The following is a 25,114-nucleotide window of genomic DNA, read 5'->3' as shown; positions in this document are numbered from 1 at the left end:
GCGCCAAACGGTGCTGTTGAAGCAGGCTTGGGATGACAGCGGCGAGGTCTATGGATACCGCAAGTTGCATGATGATCTGTGCGACATGGGCGCAGACATCAGCCCCAACAGGGCTTGGCGTTTGGCGCGTCTAGCAGGGATAAGGGCCCAGATTGGTTACAAAAAGAAGCCTGGCTCTTACGGCGGCAGCCCTGCGGTCGTGGCCGACAACACCTTGAACCGAGAGTTTGATGTCGACGCTCCGGACCAGTTCTGGGTCACAGATATCACCTACATCCGCACCCACGAGGGCTTCGTTTATCTCGCAGTTGTCATCGATCTATTTTCTAGGCGTGTTGTTGGGTGGTCCATGCAGGGTCGGACCTATACGGATCTGCCGTTGCAAGCCCTTCTGATGGCCGTCTGGCGCCGCAAACCGAAGACCAAAGTCCAAGTGCATTCCGACCAAGGCTCACAGTTCACCAGCTATGAGTGGCAGGAGTTCCTCGAACAGCACAATCTGACGCAAAGCATGAGCCGACGTGGCAACTGCTGGGACAACGCCGTCGCCGAAAGCTTCTTCAACCTGCTCAAACGCGAACGCATCCGCCGAAGAAAGTATAAAACCCGCAAAGAAGCCCGCCAGGATGTGTTCGACTACATCGAGTTCTTCTACAACCCGCAGCGCAAACACGTTAGGAACGGAATGCTGTCGCCGATCGCATTCGAGCAGCAGCAAAAACTGAAGCTGCAAGGTGTCTAGGAAACTCGGGGCTATTCAAACTTCGTGGGGTGTATTCCGGCAGTGCTGATCAGTAACGGCAAAATATCGGCCGCCAAGGTGTAGTGCAATTTCAACATGGGAACCGCGCGACCATGCCTTAGTCCACTGCGTTGCCATTGCAGCGCGAAGCGCTTCAATATCGGCGGTGGCATAGTCGAAAAACAGCTTAATGCCCGTTCCGCTGGGGCTGATCTCGGCATATGAGCCGAAGCGGTCAATCACTTCCTGAGCCCAAAGTTCAGTCGCCTGCGTGGTTGCGTCATAGCAGGAGTCTAAATCAATCCCTGCCATCGACACGCTGCCGCTGCCACCAAGAAAGATGCCAACCCCTTTGAGGCCTATACTGTCAAGTTTTGCAGCAACTACCCCAGCGGCTTCGCGTGTGATCCAGGTTGCCCGATCATCGGCGGCAGACCTTGACGCAACAGAACGATAGGGAACCTTTGTCTTCTTGTCGCCCCGTTCTTCTTCACGCCATGCGGTCCAAAGCGGACGGTTTGCCAAATTGGAAAAGACGCTTGCGGGCCGGGTTTCGAGTAGCCACCCTAGATCGCTATTGCGTTTGGGGGCATCATCGCAAAGCAGGTCGGCAAGACTCGTGGAGGTGGGGGATTGAATCGCGCTGCGCGCGCCGCTATAGTCGGACATGTAAATACCTTTAAGGTCGTCGGCTGCCAGGCCGGCGGCCTTTTCCTTTTCAAGCACCATGCCGAAACAAGAAACGGTCGCAGCCCTAACATATGGGCTACGCTATCATGAATCAAGCTATTGAAATTTAACGGTATTTTCACATTTGAAGTGAAACTATGCCAGCAGGTCGCTTACATCAGTAGGTGATTTTCCGCGTTTCTCGGCATCAATTAGCCAATCACTCCACCACTGCATGAGGCGGCGCCTTTCTTCTAAACGATTGCCCCTGTAATACGCCGCGCGAACTGCATTTTTTGGCATGTGGGCCAATGCTTTTTCGATTGAGTCGGCACTCCACAATTCGCTTTCATTGCAGAGGGTTGAAAATGTCGAACGGAATCCATGAACCGTGGCTTTAGAATGTTTTCCGAGTCGATACATAAGATACAAAAACCGATTCTCAGAGCAGGCGTTGCCATTGTCACCCGGTACAATCCAGTCCGAACCACCCCTTAAGGCCTGAAGCTGTTTGAGAATTTCAATCGTTTGGTCGCTTAAGGGAATAACGTGATCTTGGCCCATCTTCATTCTTTCGCCAGCAATGCGCCAAACCTTTTCCTGCCAGTCAATTTCGGGCCATGTTGCAAACCTGACTTCCCGAGTGCGAAGCGCCGTGTGAATTATCAGCAGCAACCCTAGTCGAGTCTGCGGCTCACAGTCTGCATTGCGCAGGCTCACAAGAAACGCCGGCATATCACGCGCGCTCACTGCAGCCATGTGCTGACGTTTAGGGGCGGGTTTGAGTGCGCCACGAAGATCGCCGCTAGGATCGCGGCGACAGTAACCAGAGGCCAGCCCATATCGGAAGATTGCGCCGACGGTTTGCAGGATGCGCGCGGCAATATCCTGAGCCCCTCGGTCTTCTACCGCGCGAATGACTTTAAGCAGGTGAGGGGCTTCAATGGTCGCAATATCCAACTTGCCGATTTCTGGAAACACGTCGCGGCGCAGCCGGGTAGCGATGCGTTCCCAATGAACCTCAGTCCAAGCGCGCCGCTGCGCTTCTAGCCATTCGTTCGAGACTTGGGCGAAGGTATGTTGCGGCTCAGTATCAGCGGGCGGTTGTGTCGGGTCTTCACCTTTAGCGAGGCTTCGCTTCAGATCATCGCGCAAGGCGCGCGCCGTCGCCAAGCCAACATCGGGATACCTGCCTAGCGTTGCCGTTTTCCGCTTAGACTTATGCCGGTAATCGACACGCCAAGTTTTAGAGCCTGTGGGGCTGATATAGAGATACAGCCCCGCCATGTCCGCAAGCTTACGCGGCTTCGATTCTGGCTTTGCTGATCTGCACGCAATATCTGTAAGCGGCACTGCATCCTCCTGACGGTATAGCCCCTTTTTCCTCTACCGTCAGATTTACCGTCAAGTTTTGAGACGCATGGGGGCGCACTGAGACGCAACAATACCGCGAAGATTGATTTTATTCAATTTTCTATTGAGAAGATGGGCTGTGGGGCATCCCTGGAGGCGGGTATCGGAATCGAACCGATCTACATGGATTTGCAATCCAGCGCATAGCCTGCCTGCCCACCCGCCTCAAGGTTTGGGTGAGATAGGGGATATGGGCGGGGGGTGCAAGGGGTTTATCGGGTTTTGGCGGCTGCGGGTTGTGGTTGGCGGCGTTGTGGGCGTATATTCTGAGTGAAACAGTCAGATAAAGCGCTGTGATGCAGTTTGTTGGAACCTTTGCCACGCCGAACGCCTCGAAATACTTGCAGCAGTTGTGCAAGCATTTTGCTCATAAGATTGAGGTCAGTTTTGATGAAACCTCTGGGCGGCTTCCGTTTACTTTGGGCGTGGCCGAGGTGCGTACCACGGCGGAGGCGTTTGAGGTGCGGTTTGCCGAGGTGGTCGATGATTGGCGGGCGGATACAAAATCGGTGATTGATAAGCATCTGGAGCGGTTTGCGTTTCGTGAAGGGTTTACCGCGATGGAGTGGCAGGATTGAGCGCGATCAAATCGGGCCTGTAAAAAATCAAAAAGGCCGCTCGGATGAGCGGCCTTTTTGATACTGGAGCGGGCGATGAGATTCGAACTCACGACCCTAACCTTGGCAAGGTTATGCTCTACCCCTGAGCTACGCCCGCACTCCGTAGCCGGGTATTTAGCGAGGTGTGGGGGGCGGTGCAAGGGCTAATTCGGGGGAAACTCGCGGTGAGTTTGGCAAAGAGTGGGTTAGGCGGCTTGAGGCGGCGGCGCTGCTGGTGGGTTGGGGCGTCAGAGGCGGTTGCCGTTTTGCCAGACTGTGTTGAGGCCCCAGTTGGCATCGAAATGCACCAGATCGGCGGCGGTGCCGGGGCGGATTGCACCTGCGTCGGCACCAATCAAGCGGGCGGGGATGCGGGTGGCCATCGCTATGGCCCGCGTGGGGGATTGGCCGAGTTGGGTGATCAGGAAGGCTATGGCTTGCGGCAGGCTGAGGTCGGCTCCGGCGAGGGTGCCATCTGACAGCAGCAGGCGGCCCTTTTGGCGCAGGATTTTGCGACTGCCGAGGGTGAATGCGGTGAGGTCGGTGCCTGCGACTGCCATGGCGTCGGAGACGAGGAACAGGCCGTCTGGGCGGGCAGCGAGGGCTGTGCGCAGGGTGGCGGGATGCACATGCAACCCGTCGGCGATCAGGCCTGCATGCAGGCTGCCCGACAGCACTGCGCCGACAAGGCCGGGTTCGCGGTTGCCGAGTTGCGACATGGCGTTGAACAGATGGGTGACGCAAGCCGCACCGGCTTTGGTGGCGGCGGTGGCTTGGTCGTAGGTGGATTCGGTGTGGCCGAGGGAGATTATCGCTCCGGCTTGGGTCAGTTTTGTGATTTGGGCGAGCGTGACCGAGGCGGGGGCGAGGGTCAGCATCAGGGCGGGAAGCTGGGCGGCGGCGGCGCAGAGTTCGGCCAGATCGGCGTCGGTCATTGGGCGGATCAGCGCGGGGTCGTGGGCACCTTGGCGTTTGGGGTCGAGGTGGGGGCCTTCAAGATGCAGGCCGAGAAAGCCGGGGGTTTTGGCCTTTGCGGCGGCGATGCCTGCGGCGATCACGGCGGTGGTGGCGGCGGGCGTGTCGGTGATCAGGGTGGGCAAGATACCCGTCGCGCCAAGGCGGGCGTGGGCGGCGCAGATGGTGGCGATGCTTTGGACGGTGGCGGTGCCGTCGAGCATGATCCCCGCACCACCGTTGACTTGCAGATCAATCAGGCCGGGGGCGAGGGTGCCGCTGAGGGTTTGGCGTGGGCCGTCGGGGGCTTGGGTGATGGGCAGGAGGGCGGCGATCTCGCCTGCCTCGATCACCACGGCATGATCGGGCCGCATTTCGGTGCCGTCGAACACTTGCGGGGCGGTGAGGATCAGGCGGGTCATAGCGTTTGCGTCACTTTGCGCAGATGCGGCGGGGTGTCGGGGTCGAAACCGCGGCGGCGGGCGAGTTGTTCGACAAAGTGGTAAAAGCTGACGCCGGTGACGAGGGGGGCGACGAGGGGGTGCAGGCCGCGGGCGGCGGGCAGGGTGGTGCAGCCTTTTGCAGGCGCGCCAGTGATGAAGACATCGGCACCTTGGGCGGCGAGACGCTCAGCTGTGGCGATGATTTGCGGCTGGGCGGCATCTTCGACGGCGAGGGCCAGTACCGGGAAGCGTTCTTGCACGATGGCAGAGGGGCCGTGCAGGACTTCGGCTGCGGAATAGCCTTCGGCGTGGAGGCCGCAGGTTTCCTTGAACTTTAGCGCCACCTCGGAGGCGATGGCAAAGCCGGGGCCACGGCCCAGCACGAAGGCTTGTTGCGCGCGCGAGAGGCGATTGGAGAGGGCGGACCAGTCTTGTTTAAGCGCCTCGGCGAAGGCGCGGGGCAGGTCGGCGACGGCTTTGCGCAGGTCGGCGTCGTTTTGCCACTCGGCCAGCAGCGCAAGGCCTGCGACCACGGAACTGACGAAGGTTTTGGTGGCGGCGACGCTTTTCTCCTCACCTGCGGCGAGGGGCAGGCAATGCGCGGCGGCTTGCGCCATTGGGGCATCGGCGAAGTTGGTGATGGCGATGGTTAGGGCACCGCCTGCGCGGGCGGCTTCGGTCATTGCCACGATGTCGGGGCTTTTGCCGGATTGCGAAATGCCGATGCAGGCGGCGTTTGCCAGATGCAAGGGGCGGCCATAGATCGAGGCGATGGAGGGACCGACCGAGGCGACCGGGATGCCTGCAAGGAGTTCGACGGCGTATTTCAGGTAGGTGGCGGCGTGATCGGACGAGCCACGCGCGACGGTGACGATCAACTGGGGGTTGGCTTGGCGCATCGCTGCGGCGGCGGCTTGGACTTGGGCGGCGCTTTCAGTCAGGAAGCGCTGGGCGGCTTCGGGGATTTCGGCCACTTCGCGGGCCATGTGGGTTTCAAGTTCGGTCATGCGCTTGGTCCTTCGTCTTCGGGGCCGATTTGAAGTTCGGCTGCAAAATCATAGGCATCGCCGCGATAGATCGAGCGGGTGAATTCCACCACGGCTCCGCTTGCGAGATAGGAAATCCGCTCAATGCGCAGGCCAGCAGCGCCCACGGGCACATGCAGCAGATCGGCGTCGCGCTTGCCCAGATTGGCGGCAGAGATACGTTGTACGGCGCGCACCGGGCGGTGGCCGCGCGCGGTGAGGGTGGCATAGAGCGAGCGTTCGACCGAGGTGGGGTCAGGCAGGATGCTGGTGGAGAGCGAGGCGCGTTCAATCGCCATCGGCTGGCCGTCGATGGTGCGGACGCGTTCCAGCCGGGCGACGCGGTCTTGTGCGGCGAGGCCGAGGGCCATGACTTCTTCGGGGGTGGGCAGGAACAGGCCGCGTTCCAACCAGCGGGATTCAGAGGTCAGGCCGCGCCGGGCCATGTCTTCGGTGAACGAGGTCAGGCGCGACAGGGATTGCTGCACCCGGCTTTGGCGGGGGGCGATGTAGCTGCCAGAGCCTTGCTTTTGCAGGACAATGCCCTTGTCGACCAGATCGGCAATCGCCTTACGCACGGTGACGCGGGAGGTGTCGGTGAGCGCGGCGATCTCGCGTTCGGGTGGCAAAAGCGTGTCGGGGGCGAGAAAACCGCTTTCGATGCCGCTTTCCAAGCGCTTGCGCAGTTGCACATAGAGCGGGCCTGCGGCGGGATTGAGCCAAAGTTGCGGGCTGAGAAATTCGGCGACGTTCATCGTGCCGCCCCCGATGCGCGGGCGGCCAGTGCAAGCGCACCGTCCAGCGCCGTGCCTTTGGCGGCAATGGTGGGCAGGTCTAGCCAGTGGGCATAGGCGGGGCCGAGGCCGCCGGTGAGGCAGAGGGCTTCGGTGGGGTTCCAGCCGACGACTTTGAGTGCCTTGCGGATATAGGCGGCCCCTTCTTGCATCAGGCGCGCACCGAGCGGATCGCCCGCTTCGGCGGCGGCGACGACATCGCGGGCGAGGCGGGCATAGTCGGAGGGCTGCGAGTTCAGCGAGAACATCACGATTTGCCCCGGATCATCGCCATGTTCTTTCAGGATAGCGCGGCTGAGGTCGGTGTGGGCGGCGAAGCCGTCCACCGCCAGCATGACTTCCTCAAGGCAGCGGCGCAAAAGCCATGCGCCCGAGGCTTGATCGCCGATGTAAAAGCCCCAGCCGCCGACGCCGTGGATTTTGCCTGCGACCTGCCGCCCGATGAACGATCCGGTGCCGATGGCGGCCAGCGCGCCGTCGGCTTCGCCTAGCGCTCCGGCGATTGTGGTGGGGCGGTCGTCGGTGACGGTGACATGCGCGAAGGGCAGGTGGGCTGCGACGCGGGCGGCGATGGCGGGGCTCATCACCCCGGCGAGGCCGAGATGGGTGGTGGCGGTGGAGAGGTCGGCCATGCTCAGGCCCGCGCGCTCGGCCAGTTGCGCCAAAGCGGCGTTGATGGTGGCCAGCGCTGCGTCAAAATCGGTGGAGACATTGGCTGGGCCTAAGACCACGTCATATCGGGTGTTTGGGCCTGCCAACAGGGCGGCCCGGCAGGAAGTGCCGCCGCCGTCGATACCGATCAGCATGGGGCCGATCAAGAGGGATTCTATCTGTGCCATTCAGATACCATTATGATACCTTTAAAAAAATGCAACGGTTTTATTTTCATAAATGGGTGGAAAAAGCGGATAAAGCGTGAATTTATCGGACTGAGAAGATTTTATTGGACAAGAGGTATTGAATAGGTATCTCATGACAGGATCGAGGGAGATTCGGATGACGCTGCCTGTAACGGAACTTCTGCATCCTGCCGCAATCGGCTTGGACACGCTACCCGGTGCGGCGGTGTTGGGGCATTTGTTGGCGGCTCAGGCCTCTGCTGTGCAAGCGGTCAGCTCGGCTTTGCCGCAGATTGAGGCGGCGGCGATGTTGATGGCTGACGCTTTGCTGGCGGATGGGCGGCTGGTTTATGCCGGGGCGGGATCTTCGGCGCTGATGGCGGTGGCGGATGGGCTGGAACTGGGCGGGACGTTTGGTGTTTCGGCGGACCGGGTGCTGCTTTTGATGGCGGGTGGTTTGCCAGTAGATGCGCGGATGCCGGGCGATACCGAGGATGACGCTGATGAAGGCATGCGGGCGGCAGAGATTTTGCGCGCGGGTGATGTGGTGATTGCGGTGACGGCTTCGGGCGGCACGCCTTATGCTCTGGCTGTGGCCAAGGCGGCGCGGGCGCGCGGGGCTGCGGTGATCGGGATTGCCAATGCGGTTGGGGCCAAGCTGTTTGACCATGCCGATGTGGCGATTTGTTTGCCAACACCGCCAGAAGTGATTGCAGGCTCGACCCGGATGGGGGCTGGGACGGCGCAGAAGGTGGCGTTGAATATGATGTCAACGCTGATGGGAATACGCTTGGGCCAAGTGCATGATGGCATGATGGTTGGGCTGGTGGCGGATAATGACAAGCTGCGCGCGCGGGCGGCCACGATGGTGGCGCGGATCGCGGCGGTGGATGAACTGCTGGCAGCGCAGGCCTTGGTGATGGGGCAGGGTGCGGTGAAATCCGCGGTGCTGATTGCATTGGGGCAGGCGCCAGAGACGGCGCTGGCTTTATTGAGCGAGACCAAAGGAAATCTGCGCGCGGCGATCGCACGCAGCGATAAAAACGGCAACTGAAGCCGGTGATTTTAACCAACAAAGGGAGATTCCCATGACCAAGACCAAATTGATCGGCGCTCTGCTGGCCAGCACTCTGCTGGCAAGTGCGGCCTATGCCGAGGATGTGACGCTGACCATCGAATCCTGGCGCAATGACGATGTGCTGATCTGGCAAGACACCATCATTCCGGCGTTTGAGGCCGCCAATCCCGGTATCAAAGTGGTGTTCGCGCCGACGGCTCCGGCGGAATACAATGCGGTGCTGAACTCGAAGTTGGATGCGGGATCGGCGGGCGATCTGGTGACCTGCCGTCCGTTTGATGCCTCGCTGGAGCTTTACAAGAAGGGCAATCTGGCGGACCTGACCAGCTTGGCGGCGATGGCGAATTTCTCGCCGGTGGCTAAATCGGCTTGGCAGACGGATGATGGGGCGGCGACGTTCTGCGTGCCGATGGCCTCGGTGATCCACGGTTTCATCTACAACAAAGACGCGTTTGATGCACTTGGCATTGCAGTGCCGACCACGCGTGACGAGTTCTTCGCGGCGCTGGACAAGATCAAGGCCGATGGCACCTATATCCCGATGGCGATGGGCACCAACGACCAGTGGGAAGCCGCGACGATGGGCTATAACAACATCGGGCCGAACTATTGGAAGGGTGAGGAAGGCCGTTTGGCGCTGATCGCAGGCACGCAGAAGCTGACCGATGCCGATTGGGTGGCCCCGTTCACCGAGCTTGCGCGCTGGAAGGATTATCTCGGCGACGGGTTTGAAGCGCAGACTTATCCGGACAGCCAGAACCTGTTCACCTTGGGCCGCGCTGCGATCTATCCGGCGGGTTCGTGGGAAATCTCGGGCTTTAACAAGCAAGCGACGTTCAAAATGGGGGCATTCCCGCCGCCGGTGCAAGCGGCAGGCGATACCTGCTATATCTCAGATCACACCGATATCGCGCTGGGGATGAATGCGAAAACCGCGCATCCCGATGAAACCAAGAAGTTCTTGGAATGGGTGGGCTCGCCCGAGTTCGCCACGATGTATGCCAACGCGCTGCCGGGCTTCTTTAGCCTGAACTCGACCCCGGTTGCGATGGAAGATCCGCTGGCGCAAGAGTTCGTCTCGTGGCGCAGCAAGTGCCAATCGTCGATCCGCTCGACCTATCAGATCTTGTCGCGTGGCACGCCGAACCTCGAGAATGAGACCTGGAACGCCTCGGCCAATGTGATCAAGGGCACCGAGACGCCGGAAGCCGCTGCTGCCCGTCTGCAAGAGGGCTTGGCCAGTTGGTACGCGCCGCAGAAGGCCAAGTAAGCCTGCGCTTGATTGAAAACGCCGGGGGGCTACAGCGCCCCCCGGACCCCTGCTTGGCGCTTTCCCTGCAAACGCAAAGGCCGAACGCATGTCCGACCGCAAACCCTTCCGCTGGCATATTCTGGTGTTTCTGGCGCCCGCGGTGCTGGTCTACACCGCCATCATGATCATCCCCTTGTTCGCGACGCTGAACCTGTCTTTGTTCACCAAGGTGGATCGGGTGTCGCAGTTCAACGGCTTGGGGAATTTCCGCACGCTGTTCGGTGATCCGCGCTGGTCGGCGAGTTTCTGGAATGCTTTGGGCAATAACACCTGGTTCTTCATCGTGCATATGCTGGTGCAGAACCCGATTGGGATTTTGCTGGCGGCGATCTTGTCGAACCCGCGGCTGCGTGGGGCTGCGTTTTACCGCACGGCGATTTTCATCCCGACGATCTTGAGTTTCGTTGTGGTGGGTTTTGTCTGGAAGCTGATGCTGTCGCCGATCTGGGGCGTGGCGCCGGATTTGCTGAACGCGGTGGGGCTGAAATCCCTGTTCGCGCCGTGGCTTGGGAAAGAGGCCTATGCGCTGACCACCTTGGCGCTGATCTCGGTTTGGCAGTTTGTCGGTATTCCGATGATGCTGATTTATGCGGCGCTTTTGAGCATCCCCGAGGAGGTGATTGAGGCTGCTGAGATGGACGGCGTCACCGGGGCGTCGCAGTTCTGGAAGATCAAGCTGCCGCTGATCCTGCCGAGCATCGGGATTATTTCTATCCTGACTTTTGTCGGCAATTTCAATGCTTTCGATCTGATCTATTCGGCGCAAGGCGCGCTGGCGGGGCCGAATTTTGCCACCGATATTCTGGGCACGTTCCTCTATCGCACCTTCTTCGGCTTTCAGTTGCAACTGGGTGATCAGAACATGGGGGCGACGATTGCGACCGCGATGTTCTTCATCATCCTGATCGGCGTCTGCATCTATCTGTTCGCCATCCAAACGCGGCTGCGCCGCTATCAGTTTTAAGGGGGGATCATGTCCGTCTCACGCCATTCCCCCGCCCGCAGCGTGGCCGCTCATGCCGTGCTGATCACCTACACGTTGATCGCGTTGTTTCCGGTGTTTGTCATCGTGATCAACGCGTTCAAATCGCGAAAGGCGATCTTTGCGCATCCGCTTGCGCTGCCCAATGCCGAGACTTTGGATTGGGTCGGTTTCAAAACCGTGCTGAAACAGGGCGATTTCTTTCAGTATTTCCTGAACTCGATGACCGTCACCGTGGGCAGCTTGTTCTTCGTGCTGCTGTTTGGCGCGATGGCGGCGTTTGCGCTGTCGGAGTATCGCTTTAAGGCCAATACCATGGTGGGCCTGTATCTGGCGTTGGGCATTATGATCCCGATCCGGCTGGGCACGGTGGCGATCTTGCAGCTGATGGTGGCAAGCGGGTTGGTGAATACGCTGACGTCGCTGGTGCTGGTGTATACTGCGCAGGGGTTGCCTTTGGCGGTGTTCATCCTGTCGGAATTCATGCGGCAGGTGTCGGATGATCTGAAAAATGCCGGGCGGATTGATGGGCTGTCGGAGTATCGCATTTTCTTCCGGCTGGTGCTGCCGCTGATCCGGCCGGCGATGGCGACGGTGGCGGTGTTTACCATGATCCCGATCTGGAACGATCTGTGGTTTCCGTTGATCCTAGCGCCTGCGGAAAGCACCAAAACCATCACTTTGGGCAGTCAGGTGTTCATTGGCCAGTTTGTGACGGATTGGAACGCGGTGCTGGCGGCGCTGAGTTTGGCAATTCTGCCAGTGCTGGTGCTGTATTTGATCTTCTCGCGCCAACTTATTCGCGGCATCACCGCTGGCGCAGTTAAATAGGGACCTGTTCAATGACCATCAAAGTTCTCGTCGCGGGCCTCGGCAATATGGGCCGCAGCCATGCGCTTGCCTATCACAACGATCCGGCGTTTGAGATTATAGGGTTGGTGAACCGCTCGAAGGTCGATCTGCCTGCCGAGTTGCAGGGCTATTCGCTGCTGACCGATTATGCGCAGGCTTTGGCGGCACTAAAGCCCGATCTGGTTTGCGTGGCGACCTATTCCGACAGTCACGCCGAGTATGCTTGTGCGGCTATGGCTGCGGGGGCGGATGTGTTTGTCGAAAAACCGCTGGCCACCACCGTGGCCGACGCGCGGCGGGTGCAGGCGATGGCGGTTGAGACGGGGCGCAAGGTGGTGGTCGGCTATATCCTGCGGCATCATCCGAGTTGGATCCGGCTGATTGCCGAGGCGCGGGCGTTGGGCGGGCCGTATGTGTTCCGTTTGAACCTCAATCAGCAGTCCTCGGGGCCAACGTGGGAGGTGCATAAGGCGCTGATGCAGACCACGCCGCCGATTGTCGATTGCGGCGTGCATTATGTCGATGTGATGTGCCAGATCACCGATGCGCAGCCCGTAGAAGTGCGCGGCATGGGGCTGCGGCTGGCGCAGGATATCGCGCCGGATATGTATAACTACGGGCATTTTCAGGTGATTTTCGCCGATGGCTCGTTAGGCTGGTATGAGGCCGGCTGGGGGCCGATGATGTCGGATACCGCATTTTTCGTCAAAGATGTGGTCAGCCCGAATGGCGCGGTTTCGATCCGCATGCCGGAGTCGGCACGCTCGGATGATATCGACACTCACACCAAAACCTCGTTGCTGCGGGTGCATAAGGTGGCGACGGGCGATACCGATATTTCGATGGCGGATGAGCCGGGGCATCAGGAACTCTGCGACCGTGAGGCGGCTTATGTGGCCCGCGCGATCACGGAAGATCTCGACCTGACCCGGCATATGAATGATGCGGTGCAATCTTTGGCGATCTGCCTTGCGGCGGACGAAAGCGTGCGATCCGGCCAACCTGTCAAGCTAGGAGCCTGAAATGGGCAATCTGACCCTTTCCAATGTTACCAAAAGCTTTGGTGCGACAGACGTAATCAAGGGCGTCAATTTGACGGTGGAAGACGGCGAATTCTGCGTGTTTGTCGGCCCCTCGGGCTGTGGGAAATCGACGCTGCTGCGGATCATCGCGGGGCTGGAGGACTCCAGCGGAGGTGAGATCAAAATCGACGGGGTTTCGGTGAACAACACCCCGCCCAGCAAGCGCGAGATCGCGATGGTGTTCCAATCCTACGCGCTTTACCCGCATCTGACGGTGCGCGACAATATGGGGCTGGGGCTGAAGCAGGCGGGGTCAACGGCGGCGCAGGTGGCGCAAAGTGTGGCGCGGGCGAGTGGCATGCTGTCGCTGGATGCGCTGCTGGATCGCCGCCCCGCCGAGTTGTCGGGCGGGCAGCGCCAGCGGGTGGCGATTGGCCGCGCGATTGTGCGCACGCCGAAGCTGTTCCTGTTCGACGAGCCGTTGTCGAATTTGGATGCGGCGTTGCGGGTGAACACGCGGATCGAGATTGCGCGGCTGCACCGCGAGTTGAAGGCCACCATGGTCTATGTGACGCATGATCAGGTCGAGGCGATGACCTTGGCCGATAAGATTGTGGTGCTGAATGCGGGGCGGGTCGAACAAGTTGGGCGGCCGATGGATCTCTATAACGATCCCGACAATGCTTTCGTGGCGGGCTTTATCGGCAGCCCGAAGATGAACTTCCTGAAGGCGCAGGCTTTGGGCGAGCAGGGCGAGACGGTGGGTGTGCGGCCCGAGCATCTGGCAATCTCACGCGATGCAGGGGTGATTGCCGGGCGGATCAGCCATGTCGAAAAGCTGGGCAGCGAGACGCTGATCTATGTGCGCGCGGAACCGCATGGCCTGCTGACGGTGCGGCAGTTTGGCGAGCAGGATTTCGCGGTGGATGAAGCGGTGTATCTGACCCCTGACGCGCCACGGGCGTTCCGGTTTGATGCGGGCGGTTTGCGGATGCGGTGAGGCAACCCTCCACGCTGCCCCGGCCTTGAGCACAAACCCCGAGGCTCCTCTCAAGGCCGGGGCGGCGTGGAACCTTATATCAAGACAGCAAAAAGCGCCCGAAAGGGCGCTTTTTTCATGCAGGTTTTTGGATTTCCGATGGAGCGGGCGATGAGATTCGAACTCACGACCCTAACCTTGGCAAGGTTATGCTCTACCCCTGAGCTACGCCCGCAACCGTCGGATGGCGGTGAGATAAGCGAGCGGCGAGGCGGCTGCAAGGGGAAAAATGCAGTCGCCGCGCGGATTTATCTGTGGCGGTTACGCGGAGGCGATGGCGGCGGTTTTGGCCGGGGCTTTCACCGTCGCGGCGGCATGGATCAGCGCCTCGGCGATGTAATCGAGTTCAGCCTCGGTCAGCCGGGTTGGCAGGCGGACGTCGCAGGCGCGCATCAACATCGCACGGGTCTGCGGCAGATCGGGGGCGGGGCCAAGGAATTCCCAGTTCCAGAACGCGCGGGCATTGCCTTCGGTCAGACCAAAGATCTGCACCGAGACGCCGCGCTGTTTGGCATGGGCTTGGAAGGCGAAAGCCTGCGCGTCGGTCCAATCCCCGCCGAGGTTAAACTGGATCGAGTCGGGCGCGCGCTGTTCAGGCGGCAGGGCGGGTGGCACGGTCAGGAACGGGCTGGCGTTCAGCTGGTCCGCGACTCGGTCATGCCCAGCGCGGCCCTTGGCGACGCGGGTGGCGACTTCGGGCAGTTGCGGGCGGATCACGGCGGCGGAGAGGTTCTGCATCCGCATGTTGTAGAGCGGCAACTTGTTTTGCCACAGCATGTAGCTGTTCTGCATGCCGGGATGCTTCTTCCAGTTCTGCTCATAGGCGCCCGACATGATCACGCAGCGGGCGGCAATCTCGGGATCATCGGTGATCAGGATGCCACCTTCGCCTGCGTTGACCAGCTTGTAGGATTGGAAGCTGAAGCAACCGACCTTGCCAATGGTGCCGATATTCTTGCCGTTCCAAGTGGTGCCCAAAGAGTGGGCGGCGTCTTCGATCACCGGGATGCGCTTGGCATCGCAGAGGGCCATGATCGCGTCCATATCGCTGGTATGGCCGCGCATGTGGCTGATCAGAACGGCGGCTGCGTCGTCAAGTTTGGCGGCGAAATCCACCATATCGACGCGGTAATTCTCGCCAACCTCAACCAGAACCGGGGTGCAATCGGCATGGACGACGGCAGAGGGCACGGCGGCGAAGGTGAAGGCGGGGATCAGGATGTTCGCGCCGCGCGGCAGATCGAGCGCTTTGATCGCAAGGAACAACGCGGCGGAACAAGAGGCCACGGCGAGGGCGTATTTGGCTCCTAGCAGGTCGGCAAATTCTTGCTCCAGCAGGGCCACCGGCGCGCCTTCGGCGGCGGTGTAGCGGAACAGGTCGCCCGAGCTGAGCAGGCGTTCAATCTCGGCGCGTGCGGCTTCGGGGATCGGTTCGGCGTCGTAGGTTTGCGGGGCGCGTGTTTGTCCGTCAGCAGCCATGATCACAGCTTTCCTTAAACTCTTCTTCAGGAAAGCTTTAAACGTAAGGTCTATGACAGGCTAGTGACAATCGCGGGCTTCGGGCGAAATCCGCCTATTTGTCAGGCAGATTTTGCTTTGCAGCAGAGACTTGGCAACACCGCCCCGCTGTCGGGGGCGGTATTTGGAGATGAAATCGGCTTCAGCCGCTCTAAAGGCCCAGGCGGTCGCGCATCGCATACCATGTCATTGCCAACACCAGCATCGGCCAGCGCAGGGCAGCGCCGCCGGGGAAGCGCGGTTGCGGCAGGCTGGCCATCAGATCGAAACGCTCGGATTGCGCGGCGGTAGCTTCGGCGAGGATTTTGCCCGCAAGGGTGGCCATTGCGACGCCGTGACCGGAATAACCAGAGGCGGAGAGGGTGTTGGGATAGGGCCGGGTGAAGCAGGGCATCCGGTTCATGGTGATCGCCAAGGTGCCGCCCCACGCATAGTCGATCCGGGTGTTTTTCAGCTGCGGATAGACCTGAAGCATCGGTTTCGACACGGTTTTGATCAGGTCGGGGAAGCGGTAGCCGTAGGATTCACCGCCGCCGAACAGCAGGCGGTTGTCTTCGGACAGACGCCAATAGTTGACGACGAATTTGGTGTCGGCGACGGCTATGGGTTGCGACAGGATGTCTTTGGCAAGGTCGCCCAAGGGTTCGGTGGCGAGGATGAAGTTGTTGATCGGCATGACTTTTGCCGCGACTTTCGGCGCGAGATTGCCGAGATAGCCGTTGCCCGCAAGGATTAACTGTTTGGCGTGAACACGGCCTTGGGCGGTGTGAACAACGGGCTGCGCGCCGTGGTCGATCTGGGTGACTTCCGAGAGTTCGTGCAACCGCGCGCCGGATTTGGCGGCGGCAGCGGCAAGGCCAAGCGCGTAGTTCAACGGGTGCAGGTGGCCCGCGCCATGGTCGATCTCGCCGCCTTTGTAGACCTTGGAGCCGATCAGGGCTTGGATGCCTGCGCGGTCCAGCGGTTCTAGGTGGTTGTAGCCGTAGTCACGGTAAAGTTTTTCGGCATAGGCATGGCTGTCGCGGACCTGTGCCTCTGTCCAACAGGCGTGGGCGATGCCGGAGTGGAAGCTGACGGGCATGTTATGCGTTTGGATGAGGTTTTTCACCAAATCCTTTGATTCTTCAGCTAAATCCCATAGCTTATGGGCGGCTTGCGCCCCCACTGCCTTCTCGATCCAATCCTGATCTTGGCGCTGGCCGGAGCCGACTTGCCCGCCATTGCGCCCTGAGGCGCCGAAGCCGAGTTTATGGGCTTCCAGCAGCACCACATCATAGCCCTTTTCGGCCAGATGCAGCGCTGCGGACAGGCCGGTATAGCCGCCGCCGACGATGCAAACGTCGGCGCGGGTCTCGCCTTGCAGGGGCGGGAAAGGGGCGAGATTGGTGCGGGTGGCGGCGTAGTAAGACGGGGGATAGGCCCCCGTCTGATCATTGGCGTGCAGAAGGTTCATCTTACACGTTCAACAGCAGATGTTCGCGTTCCCAAGGGCTGATGACTTGCAGGAACTCTTTGTATTCATTGCGCTTTACAGAATCGTAAACCGCGACGAATTCTGGGCCCATCACCTCGCACAAAGCTTTGTCTTCTTCCAACAGGTCAAGCGCATCGCCCAGGTTGACCGGAATATCGTCGCTGTCGATATAGGCGGAACCGGAGAATTCCGGGCGCGGGTTTTTCTTTTCCATCAGGCCAAGATAGCCGCAGGCCAAGGTGGCGGCGATGCCAAGGTAGGGGTTGCAATCCATCCCGGGCAGGCGGTTTTCGACGCGACGGCCAGCGGGGCTGCTGATCGGGATGCGGATACCCGTGGTGCGGTTGTCGCGGCCCCATTCAAGGTTAATCGGGGCTGCAAAATCCGGCACATAGCGGCGATAGCTGTTCACATAGGGGGCCAGCAAAGCGATGGCCCCGGTCAGGTGGTTTTGCATCCCGGCGATGAAGTGCAGGAAATGTTCCGTCTCGCCGCCCTTTTTGTCGGAAAAGATGTTCTTGCCGGTTTTGCTATCGACCACCGAAGTGTGGATATGCATCGCCGAGCCCGGTTCGCCTGCGATGGGTTTGGCCATGAAAGTGGCGAAACAATCGTGGCGCAGGGCGGCTTCGCGGATCAGGCGTTTGAAGAAGAACACATCATCGGCCAGACGGATCGGGTCACCGTGGGCGAGATTGAGTTCAATCTGGCCAGCGCCGCCTTCTTGCAAGATTCCATCAATTTCAAGGCCTTGCGCCTCGGCAAAGTCGTAGATATCGTCGATCACCTTGCCGTATTCGTCAATCGCCGAGAGGCTATAGGCTTGCTTGCCCGCAGCCCTGCGGCCCGAGCGGCCCATCGGCGGGATCACTGGCTGGTTGGGGTCGATGTTGCGGGCGGTCAGGAAAAACTCCATCTCGGGGGCCACAACCGGGGTCCAGCCTTGCGCGGCATACAGGTCCATGATCCGGCGCAGCACGTTGCGCGGGGCGAAGGGCACGAGGTTGCCGTCTTGGTCCTTGGCGTCGTGGATGACTTGCAGCGTCACATCGGCTGTCCAGGGGGCGGCAGTGGCGGTGGTGAAATCCGGCTCCAAGATCATGTCCGGCTCGGTGAAGGCATCGAACGGGTTGTCGGCCCACTCGCCGGTGATGGTTTGCAGGAAGATCGAATTCGGCAGGAAGTAGTTGGTTTGATAGGCGAATTTCGCCGCTGGCATGGCTTTGCCGCGCGCAACACCTGCGATGTCGCCGATCACACATTCGACTTCATCCACCCGGCGGTCACCGATGTAGTTGCGGGCTGCCTCTGGCAGTTGGTCGGTCCATTTGGACATTTTTTCACACTGTTGGTTGTCGGGTTATTCCCCGGCGAGGCTGGGGACTTAGGGTCTTTTGGCCTTGAAGAAAGCAGCGATCTGCGCCGCCATCGTCTGGTCTTGGATCGGGTCTGACAGCCGGTCTGCGGCTGCCGCCATGACCTCGTCGGGGACCAGACCTTTGCCCCGAGTTTGCATTAATCCATCAATGAATTCAGGGCGAAATTCAGGATGGGCTTGCACGGTCAGCATCCGATCATCATAGATGAGTGCTGCGTTGGTGCAAAAATCGTTTGTCGCCAGAACCGTGGCATTGGCGGGCTTTTCGGTGACTTGGTCACGGTGCCACGCGTTCAGCGTGAGGTGCTGGCCGTTGAAATCGTAATCGGTGGCACCGACAGCCCATCCGCCTGCGTAACGTTCGACCTTGCCGCCCATCGCTTGGGCGATGATCTGGTGGCCAAAGCAGATACCAACCATCGGGACATGGGCGGCGTAGGCATCTCGGATGAAGACCTCCAATGGCGGAATCCAAGCATGATCTTCATAGGCGCCGTGGCGTGAGCCGGTGATCAGCCAGCCTTCGCACTCTTTAACCGAGGCCGGAAATTCACCCTCAACCACGCGGTAAGTGCGGAAGCTAAAGCCGTTTCCCGCCAGCAGGCGCGCGAACATATCCGGGTAGTCGCCGGAAGTTTCGACAAGCGCGTCAGGGGCAAGGCCGGTTTGCAGGATTCCGATAAGCATGTGCTGTCCACGTTAGGTAAGGCGAGGGTAGCGCAGCACCCCCCCGGTCGGTCAAGGGGGATGCTGAAAGGGTTTGATCAAACGCTAGGAGCAAGGCGATTTCCGCGCGGAAATCGTGGACGGAATTCGCGCGAATTCCGGCTTAGACCGTGTCGAGGTAAAGCTCGATGCGCTCGGCGTCGGTGAGTTCGCCGATGTAGTGATGCTCTTGCCGTTTGGTCGAGATCAGGTTCTTGATCAGCTCGGGGTGGATGAAGCGCGCGACGATTTCGGATTGCTCCATCGCGTCAATCGCGGCTTCCCAACTGGTCGGGATCTGCGCAAGGCCTTCAACGGCGTAAGCGTTGCCGACAATCGGGCTGGGCGGCTCCATCTGATTCTCGATGCCGTCCAAGGCCGCGCCAAGGATGGCTGCAAGCATCAGATAGGGGTTCACATCGCCGCCCGCGACGCGGTGTTCGATGCGGCGCGCGGCGGGGTTGCCTGCCGGGATGCGGATCGCGGCGGTGCGGTTTTCATAGCCCCAAGCGATGGCAGTGGGGGCGTGTTTGCCCGGTACCAGACGCTCGTAGGAATTCTGGTGCGGCGCGAAAATCAGCGTGGAATCGTGCATTGCGTTGAGACAGCCTGCGACGGCGTTTTTCATCATTGTGGTGCCTTTCGGGCCACCGCTATCGAAAACGTTGTCGCCCTTTTCATCGATCACGCTGAAATGGGTGTGCAGGCCGGAGCCGGAATATTCGGGGTAGGGCTTTGCCATGAACGAGGCCGCAAAGCCGTGGCGGCGCGCCAAGCCCTTGACCAGCATCTTGAACAACCACGCATCATCGGCGGCGCGCAGGGCGTCGTCGCAGTGCATCAGGTTGACCTCGAACTGACCCAAGCCGGTTTCCGAGGTTGTGGTGTCGGCGGGAATGTCCATCGCTTCACAGGCATCGTAGAGGTCGGTGAAGAAAGTGTCAAAAGCGTCAAGTGCCCGGATTGACAGGGTTTCTGCGGCTTTGCGCACCTTGCCGGAGCGCGGTGAGGCGGGGGCTTGCAGGGTTTTGCCGCTATCGTCGATCAGGAAGAATTCCAACTCGATCGCGCAAACCGGGGTCAAGCCCCGGGCTTTGAACCGATCCACCACAGCGCGCAGGGCGTGGCGGGGATCGCCTTCATAGGGGGTGCCGTTTTCGCGGAACATCCAGATCGGCAGCAAAGCGGTGGGGGCTTCCAGCCATGGCATCGGCATGAAGCCGCGCTCGGTCGGCTTCAGGATGCCGTCTTGGTCGCCCTGTTCGAACACCAGCGGGCTGTCGTCAATATCTTCGCCCCAGATGTCGAGGTTCAGCACGGAAAACGGGAAGCGCGTGCCGTTCTTGACCACGTTGTCGGCAAAGCGCGCAGGCACGCGTTTGCCCCGGGCTTGCCCATTCAAATCCACCGCCGCCACACGAATCGTGCGCACGTCAGGATGCTTTCTCAGCCAGTCTTTCATCATTACACATCAGGAAGGCACGAAGCCGCCCACACTTGCCGCAATGGCCAGCGGACAGATCAGATCATGCCCTTGATCCTATCCTTTTTTGTGATCCCGGCGGCTGCCACGATAGCAGTCCCGCAATTTGATCAAATGTAGGTTACTATCGGATAAGCTGAGGACGCAAGCGAATTCTGCTGCGGATGTTTTGCGGCAGGTGGCGGTTGAGATGAGCATTGATGCGGCCAAACAGCCAGATCACCGCCAAGGTCAGCAACACGAAGTAGAAGGCGACGATGGGATAAGGGATGAACGGGTTGAAGGTTTTGTCGGCAAAGTAATTGGCGTAGTAGAGCGCGTCACCCTGTTGGCTGAGCGCGGGGAAGCCCGAGAAAAACACCAACGTCGTAGACTGAAACAGGAAAATCGCCTCGTTGGTGTAACTGGGCCAAGCGAGGCGCAGCATGGTTGGCCATTGGATGCGACGGAATTTGGCGAAACCGGTGATGCCATAGGCTTCCGCCGCCTCTAGGTCGCCCTTGGGAATGGAACGCAGGGCGCCGTAGAAAATCTCGGCGGAATAGGCGGCGGTGTTGAGGAACAACACGATCAGCGCACCCGCCCAAGCTTTGGTCAGCCAGGATGAGGTTAGGGTCAGGCCGAATATCTCGATACCCGTGCGCGGCAGCATCACGAGCATTTCGTAGGCGAGGAAGAACTGGATGAACAGGGGCGAGCCGCGGAAGACGAAGACGAACCATTCGGCGGGTTTGCGGATGAAGGGGTTGTGGGCGATGCGGGCCAAGGCGAGGGCATTGGCGAGGAAGAAGCCGAACAGCAGCGCCAAAGCGCCGAAATAGACGTTCCAGATCAGGCCGGAGCCGATCAGGGTGAATTGTTGGCAAATGGTGAAATCGGTCTTCGGCAACAGCTTTGCACCGATACCGATCGAGCGCAGCGCGTAGTCGGTGAAGGTTTCCCAGCAGCTCATATCGCGGCCTTTCGCATGGCTTCGCCTGCGGCGGTGGCTTGGCCTTTGGACAGGCGGTTGGAGATGCGGGTCAGCACGATTTCCGAGAGCTTGGTCATCAGAAGATAGAACACCAACAGGCCAAGGAAGTAATACAGCCGCCAATCGGCGTGCGGGTAGTCATAGGCTTGAGTCTTGGTGCCGCCCAGCTCGCGGGCGTAGTAGACGATATCCTTGACGGAGAGCAGGAACAGCAACGGCGTGGCTTTGATCAGGATCATCCACAGGTTGGTCAGGCCTGGCAGTGCGTAGGTCCACATTTGCGGCACCAGCACGCGGCGGAAGACTTGGCCGTGCGACATCCCGTAGGCCTCGGCGGTTTCCAGCTGGGCATGGGGCACGGCCTGCATCGCGCCATATATTACATTGGCGACGAAGGCACCGAACACGATGGCGAAGGTGATCACCGCAAGGCCAAAGCTGTAGGCTTGGAACATGAAGGGTGATGCGGTCGCGGGGGGGACTTTGGCTTCGGCGCAGACGTGGAATTCGAGGCCTCGGAACACTGGTTGCGACAGATCTTCACAGACGCGCAGGTGGTTGAGGTATTCGATGCCTTGGTCCAGCGCGATCACGAAGAACAGGAAATACACGATGTCGGGCACGCCGCGCACCATCGCGGTATAGGCTTTGCCGATCCAACGCAGCGGCGCGATCTGGCTGCGCGCGGCCATCGCCCCACCAAAGCCCAAGGCCATCGCGACCGGGGCGGTGATCGCCAGCAGCAGCAGCACGGTGACAAAAGACCAATAGAAATCAAGGTGCTTGCCCGAGGTCAGGTAGCACATGGCCCAAGTCAGGCCCTCAATCGCTTTCGGGGTGGCGCAAACTGCGAACATCAATATCGGTCCGATGGGGCGGAAAAAGCCCCCCGATTTGCACCGGAGGGCGTTTGAGTGATTAGAATTTCAAGCCTTCCGGGCCGAAATACTTCTCAATCAACGCGTTCAGCGAACCATCGGCTTTCATCGCTTTGATCGCGGTGTCGAGTTTGCCTTTCAACTCGGTATCCGATTGGCGCAGACCTAGTCCGACGCCGCCACCGATGGAGATATCTTCGCCGACGAAGACCAAAGCGCCATTGGACTCGGTCGCGAAGGGACGCAGGTAGTCTTTGTCGGCGAACACAGCCGCAGCCTCACCATTGCGCACGGCGGCGACGGTTTCATCCGGTGTGGGGAATTCCAAGAGGGTGGCACCGGATTCAGCCACATAAGCGGCTTGGATGGTGCCGACTTGCGCCGAGACAATGCCGGTTTTCACATCGGCATCCGCCGAGGCGGCAAGATAGGCCGAAGCGGCTGGCGGGTAGTAGTTGTCCGAGAAGGTGATGACCTTGGAGCGTTCATCGGTGATCGACATGCCGGCGATGATCACGTCGTAGTTGCCCGATTGCAGGTTGGGAATGATGCTGTCCCATTCATTGGTGGTCCAGGTGCATTCCAGAGCTGCCCGCTTGCAGACCTCATCGCCGAACTCGCGCTCAAAGCCCGCGACTTCGCCCTTGTCGTCGATGAAGTTGAACGGAGGGTAAGCGCCCTCGGTGGCCAAGCGCACCACGTCAGCCGAGGCAAAGCCTGCCGATAGGGCCATGAGGGCGGTGGCGAGAAGTAGTTTTTTCATTGGAGTCTCCCAGTTGGTTTTTGGTTTGGTGTTTTTGGTCTTAATGCGCGCCTGCGGAGAGAAATCCGCGCAGACGGTCGGTCTTGGGGTTGCCGAACAGCTCGGACGGCGGGCCCTGTTCTTCGATTTTTCCGAGGTGCAGGAAGATGACGTGATCGGACACGTCGGCGGCCAGCTTCATATCATGGGTGACGAGGATCATGGTGCGGCCTTCATCGGCGAGGGCCTTGATCACCTTGATCACCTCTTGCTCCAGTTCAGGGTCAAGGGCGGAGGTTGGCTCATCAAACAGCAAAGCACGGGGTTCCATGCACAAGGCGCGGGCGATGGCGGCGCGTTGTTGTTGACCGCCGGACAGCATCGCGGGCCAAGCATCGGCTTTGTCGGCAATTCCAACCTTGGCGAGGTATTCGCGGGCCTTCGCTTCGACCTCTTTAGGGTCACGCTTCATCACCGTCACCGGGGCTTCCATGACGTTTTGCAGGATGGTCATATGCGACCACAGGTTAAACTGTTGAAACACCATGGAAAGATTGGTGCGCATCCTTGTGACTTGTGCGCGATCAGCCGGGTGGCGTCCAAGCCCTTGGCCCTTCCAGCGCACCGGTTCGCCTTCAAAGCGGATCTCGCCCTGTTGGCTGTCTTCCAAGAGGTTGCAGCAGCGCAAGAGCGTGGATTTGCCAGAGCCCGACGAGCCGATCAACGAGACGACATGCCCGCGCGGGGCGATCAGATCGACGCCTTTCAACACCTCAAGCGCGCCATAGCTTTTGTGTAAATCGTGGATCGCGATGACGGGTGTATCGGCAGATTCGTTCACTTGGGGGCCTTAGATGAGGGCAGGTGATTGAATAGGCCGCAGAATTGGTGGCATTGCAACGGGTTTTGCAGCGCATTTTGGCGTGTGCTTGGGCGTTTTGCCTAAAGGTTGTGCGCAATCTGTTCAGGTGAGGCAGGCGTAGGCACCGCAAGATAAGCGCTGGCCGGGATCGCGATCAGGCCTTTCAGGTGCAATGTGGCCTTATCTGCCGCGCTGAGGGCGGCAATCGCGGCAGCAGTGATGCGGAAAAAAACTGCCGCATCGTTTGTTTTGGCGGTGATATAGGGCAGCACCGGGGTTGGCGGCTGGGTGCGGGCTATTTCTTTCAGGCAGGCGGCGAAGGGCTCGTATTGGGACAACAATTCCCATGTCAGCGCATCAATCGCGGCGATGTCGGCGCGGGAGTCTGCCACGGCAAGCGCAGATAGTCGGTGGCCGCCGGTTTGCAGGCTGGGCGGGAAATGCAGGCCGTGGGTAGCCGCGTGGTTTTGCGGTGCTGCCCAGCCGGATTGGCTGAGGTCTTCGTTATAGGCGAAGGGCGCGTCGGAAAATTCGTTGAGGGTGCTGCGCGGGTCGTCTTTGCGGGCAACGAACACCGAGTTGTAATGGCCGGGCGGGCAGCCGGGCAGGCCATAATCCGGCGTGCCGATCAGGGTGACATGGTCGTGCAGTTTGGCGCGAAACGGAAAGCCGCAGGTTTGCGAGAAGATCAGGTCGGGTGATTGCCATGCGTCCCAATAAGCGTGTTCACCGCGAGTCAGCGCATCGGGGGCTTTGATACCCTCGGCGCGCAATCCGTCGCGGATACCCGCCCAAAGCCGATCATTGGCGGCAGCGGTTTCCGGGCGGTCATACATGCCAAGTGAGGCGATCATAGGCGGGCGGCTTTCTGGCGGGCTTGCGCGGATTCGACATCGCTCAGCCCTAACAGGTTGGCAAGCAGGCGCATTTGCTGGTCTTCCGAGGCATCGCGTTGACCGTCGGCAAGGGCGACCGACCACAGGGCTTCAAGCAAAGCAGCGCGATCTTCCAGTGGCACGGCGGCTTTAAGGGCTCGGGTGAAGCGCACGGTGTCCGGGGCTTGGGATTCGAAATCCTCGGCCCTGGCGCGCAGAGCGGCTGCCTCAAACGGATCAAGCCCATTGCGGGCCATCAGGATTTTCTCAATCCGTTCGACTTCTTCGACGGCATAGAGGCCATCGGTTTTGGCCACACGCACCAACAAGGCTGCAAGCGCCAGTTGTGCATCAGGATCGGCCATGCGGGTCGGGGCGGGAGCCAAAAGGCTGCGGAGGATTTCTGCGAACATGACGGTAGGATAGGCGGGCGCTATGGCCTTGCCAAGTGGAGTTGCTGCCG

The 25,114-nt window shown here is 60.1% G+C and carries 25 protein-coding genes and 3 tRNA genes; 8 read left to right on the top strand and 20 right to left on the bottom strand.

What is annotated here, in order from left to right; genetic code table 11:
• A partial coding sequence (locus AKV04_RS01535) for an IS3 family transposase (RefSeq protein WP_054004732.1) occupies nt 1-742 on the top strand: 742 nt, incomplete at its 5' end.
• 15 nt (nt 743-757) lie between these two features.
• Here AKV04_RS01535 and AKV04_RS01530 read toward each other — a convergent pair.
• The 3 genes from AKV04_RS01530 to AKV04_RS01520 all read right to left on the bottom strand — a co-directional run bounded on the left by AKV04_RS01530 (nt 758) and on the right by AKV04_RS01520 (nt 2,989).
• Entirely contained in the window at nt 758-1,471 is a 714-nt protein-coding gene (locus tag AKV04_RS01530) for a hypothetical protein (protein ID WP_054004702.1), read from the bottom strand.
• 96 nt (nt 1,472-1,567) lie between these two features.
• Nucleotides 1,568-2,764 carry a tyrosine-type recombinase/integrase gene (locus AKV04_RS01525; protein WP_082351479.1) on the bottom strand — a complete coding sequence of 399 codons (1,197 nt, stop codon included), beginning with the start codon at nt 2,762-2,764 and terminating at the stop codon, nt 1,568-1,570.
• A 151-nt stretch (nt 2,765-2,915) separates the two neighbouring features.
• Nucleotides 2,916-2,989: transfer RNA gene (locus AKV04_RS01520), tRNA-Cys, on the bottom strand.
• Between the two features lie 131 nt (nt 2,990-3,120).
• Here AKV04_RS01520 and AKV04_RS01515 point away from each other — a divergent pair.
• Nucleotides 3,121-3,402, top strand: a complete 282-nt coding sequence (locus AKV04_RS01515) for a DUF2218 domain-containing protein (RefSeq protein ID WP_054004700.1) — start codon at nt 3,121-3,123, stop codon at nt 3,400-3,402.
• A 64-nt stretch (nt 3,403-3,466) separates the two neighbouring features.
• Here AKV04_RS01515 and AKV04_RS01510 read toward each other — a convergent pair.
• The 5 genes from AKV04_RS01510 to AKV04_RS01490 form a co-directional block, all read right to left on the bottom strand.
• Nucleotides 3,467-3,541: transfer RNA gene (locus tag AKV04_RS01510), tRNA-Gly, on the bottom strand.
• A 130-nt stretch (nt 3,542-3,671) separates the two neighbouring features.
• Nucleotides 3,672-4,799 carry an N-acetylglucosamine-6-phosphate deacetylase gene (gene nagA, locus AKV04_RS01505; protein WP_054004699.1) on the bottom strand — a complete coding sequence of 376 codons (1,128 nt, stop codon included), beginning with the start codon at nt 4,797-4,799 and terminating at the stop codon, nt 3,672-3,674.
• Nucleotides 4,796-5,827: an SIS domain-containing protein gene (locus AKV04_RS01500; RefSeq protein ID WP_054004698.1), complete on the bottom strand. Its 1,032-nt coding sequence runs from the start codon at nt 5,825-5,827 to the stop codon at nt 4,796-4,798. The genes nagA and AKV04_RS01500 overlap by 4 nt, the downstream gene beginning before the upstream one ends.
• The gene (locus AKV04_RS01495; RefSeq protein WP_054004697.1) at nt 5,824-6,600 is read right to left on the bottom strand and encodes a GntR family transcriptional regulator; all 777 of its coding nucleotides are present in this window, start codon (nt 6,598-6,600) and stop codon (nt 5,824-5,826) included. Before AKV04_RS01495 ends, AKV04_RS01500 begins: the two co-directional genes overlap by 4 nt.
• Entirely contained in the window at nt 6,597-7,478 is an 882-nt protein-coding gene (locus AKV04_RS01490; RefSeq protein WP_054004696.1) for a BadF/BadG/BcrA/BcrD ATPase family protein, read from the bottom strand. The genes AKV04_RS01495 and AKV04_RS01490 overlap by 4 nt, the downstream gene beginning before the upstream one ends.
• A 157-nt stretch (nt 7,479-7,635) precedes the next feature.
• Between AKV04_RS01490 and AKV04_RS01485 the strand changes: the two genes are divergently transcribed.
• The 6 genes from AKV04_RS01485 (at nt 7,636) to AKV04_RS01460 (ending at nt 13,724) form a co-directional block, all read left to right on the top strand.
• A complete protein-coding gene (locus tag AKV04_RS01485; RefSeq protein ID WP_054004695.1) occupies nt 7,636-8,532 on the top strand; it encodes an N-acetylmuramic acid 6-phosphate etherase in 897 nt (298 codons plus the stop codon).
• A 34-nt stretch (nt 8,533-8,566) separates the two neighbouring features.
• The gene (locus AKV04_RS01480) at nt 8,567-9,826 is read left to right on the top strand and encodes an ABC transporter substrate-binding protein (protein ID WP_054004694.1); all 1,260 of its coding nucleotides are present in this window, start codon (nt 8,567-8,569) and stop codon (nt 9,824-9,826) included.
• A gap of 88 nt (nt 9,827-9,914) precedes the next feature.
• Nucleotides 9,915-10,832: a carbohydrate ABC transporter permease gene (locus AKV04_RS01475; RefSeq protein WP_054004693.1), complete on the top strand. Its 918-nt coding sequence runs from the start codon at nt 9,915-9,917 to the stop codon at nt 10,830-10,832.
• A 9-nt stretch (nt 10,833-10,841) separates the two neighbouring features.
• The gene (locus tag AKV04_RS01470; RefSeq protein WP_054004692.1) at nt 10,842-11,681 is read left to right on the top strand and encodes a carbohydrate ABC transporter permease; all 840 of its coding nucleotides are present in this window, start codon (nt 10,842-10,844) and stop codon (nt 11,679-11,681) included.
• An 11-nt stretch (nt 11,682-11,692) separates the two neighbouring features.
• Complete coding sequence (locus AKV04_RS01465) at nt 11,693-12,724, top strand: Gfo/Idh/MocA family protein (protein WP_156317295.1); 1,032 nt, start codon at nt 11,693-11,695, stop codon at nt 12,722-12,724.
• Nucleotide 12,725: 1 nt separating this feature from the next.
• On the top strand, nt 12,726-13,724 hold the full coding sequence (locus AKV04_RS01460; RefSeq protein WP_054004691.1) for an ABC transporter ATP-binding protein: 999 nt from the start codon (nt 12,726-12,728) through the stop codon (nt 13,722-13,724).
• Between the two features lie 139 nt (nt 13,725-13,863).
• On the opposite strand, the gene AKV04_RS01455 is transcribed toward AKV04_RS01460, so the two are convergent.
• The 12 genes from AKV04_RS01455 to AKV04_RS01400 form a co-directional block, all read right to left on the bottom strand.
• Nucleotides 13,864-13,938: transfer RNA gene (locus AKV04_RS01455), tRNA-Gly, on the bottom strand.
• An 86-nt stretch (nt 13,939-14,024) separates the two neighbouring features.
• Nucleotides 14,025-15,242, bottom strand: coding sequence for a DegT/DnrJ/EryC1/StrS family aminotransferase (locus AKV04_RS01450; protein ID WP_054004690.1), 1,218 nt, complete (start codon nt 15,240-15,242; stop codon nt 14,025-14,027).
• A gap of 190 nt (nt 15,243-15,432) precedes the next feature.
• Entirely contained in the window at nt 15,433-16,734 is a 1,302-nt protein-coding gene (locus tag AKV04_RS01445) for an NAD(P)/FAD-dependent oxidoreductase (RefSeq protein ID WP_054004689.1), read from the bottom strand.
• A 1-nt stretch (nt 16,735) separates the two neighbouring features.
• Nucleotides 16,736-18,091 (bottom strand): glutamine synthetase family protein, encoded by a 1,356-nt coding sequence (locus AKV04_RS01440; RefSeq protein WP_054004688.1) that lies wholly within the window; start codon nt 18,089-18,091, stop codon nt 16,736-16,738.
• A gap of 48 nt (nt 18,092-18,139) precedes the next feature.
• Entirely contained in the window at nt 18,140-18,820 is a 681-nt protein-coding gene (locus AKV04_RS01435; protein ID WP_054004687.1) for a type 1 glutamine amidotransferase, read from the bottom strand.
• A 142-nt stretch (nt 18,821-18,962) separates the two neighbouring features.
• The gene (locus AKV04_RS01430; RefSeq protein ID WP_054004730.1) at nt 18,963-20,300 is read right to left on the bottom strand and encodes a glutamine synthetase family protein; all 1,338 of its coding nucleotides are present in this window, start codon (nt 20,298-20,300) and stop codon (nt 18,963-18,965) included.
• 145 nt (nt 20,301-20,445) lie between these two features.
• Nucleotides 20,446-21,273 (bottom strand): ABC transporter permease, encoded by an 828-nt coding sequence (locus AKV04_RS01425; RefSeq protein WP_054004686.1) that lies wholly within the window; start codon nt 21,271-21,273, stop codon nt 20,446-20,448.
• Nucleotides 21,270-22,151 carry an ABC transporter permease gene (locus AKV04_RS01420; RefSeq protein WP_054004729.1) on the bottom strand — a complete coding sequence of 294 codons (882 nt, stop codon included), beginning with the start codon at nt 22,149-22,151 and terminating at the stop codon, nt 21,270-21,272. The genes AKV04_RS01425 and AKV04_RS01420 overlap by 4 nt, the downstream gene beginning before the upstream one ends.
• Nucleotides 22,152-22,212: 61 nt before the next feature.
• On the bottom strand, nt 22,213-22,935 hold the full coding sequence (locus AKV04_RS01415) for a transporter substrate-binding domain-containing protein (RefSeq protein WP_054004685.1): 723 nt from the start codon (nt 22,933-22,935) through the stop codon (nt 22,213-22,215).
• A gap of 40 nt (nt 22,936-22,975) precedes the next feature.
• A complete protein-coding gene (locus tag AKV04_RS01410) occupies nt 22,976-23,755 on the bottom strand; it encodes an ABC transporter ATP-binding protein (RefSeq protein WP_054004684.1) in 780 nt (259 codons plus the stop codon).
• A gap of 101 nt (nt 23,756-23,856) precedes the next feature.
• Nucleotides 23,857-24,630, bottom strand: coding sequence for a phosphate/phosphite/phosphonate ABC transporter substrate-binding protein (locus AKV04_RS01405; RefSeq protein ID WP_054004683.1), 774 nt, complete (start codon nt 24,628-24,630; stop codon nt 23,857-23,859).
• Nucleotides 24,627-25,064, bottom strand: coding sequence for a tellurite resistance TerB family protein (locus tag AKV04_RS01400; RefSeq protein WP_054004682.1), 438 nt, complete (start codon nt 25,062-25,064; stop codon nt 24,627-24,629). Before AKV04_RS01400 ends, AKV04_RS01405 begins: the two co-directional genes overlap by 4 nt.
• Nucleotides 25,065-25,114 lie beyond the last annotated feature (50 nt).

Source organism: Cypionkella psychrotolerans (assembly GCF_001294535.1).
Classification (GTDB): Bacteria; Pseudomonadota; Alphaproteobacteria; order Rhodobacterales; family Rhodobacteraceae; genus Cypionkella; species Cypionkella psychrotolerans.
Note: the sequence above shows the minus strand (reverse complement) of the source record. Positions and strands in the feature narration are given on the sequence as shown.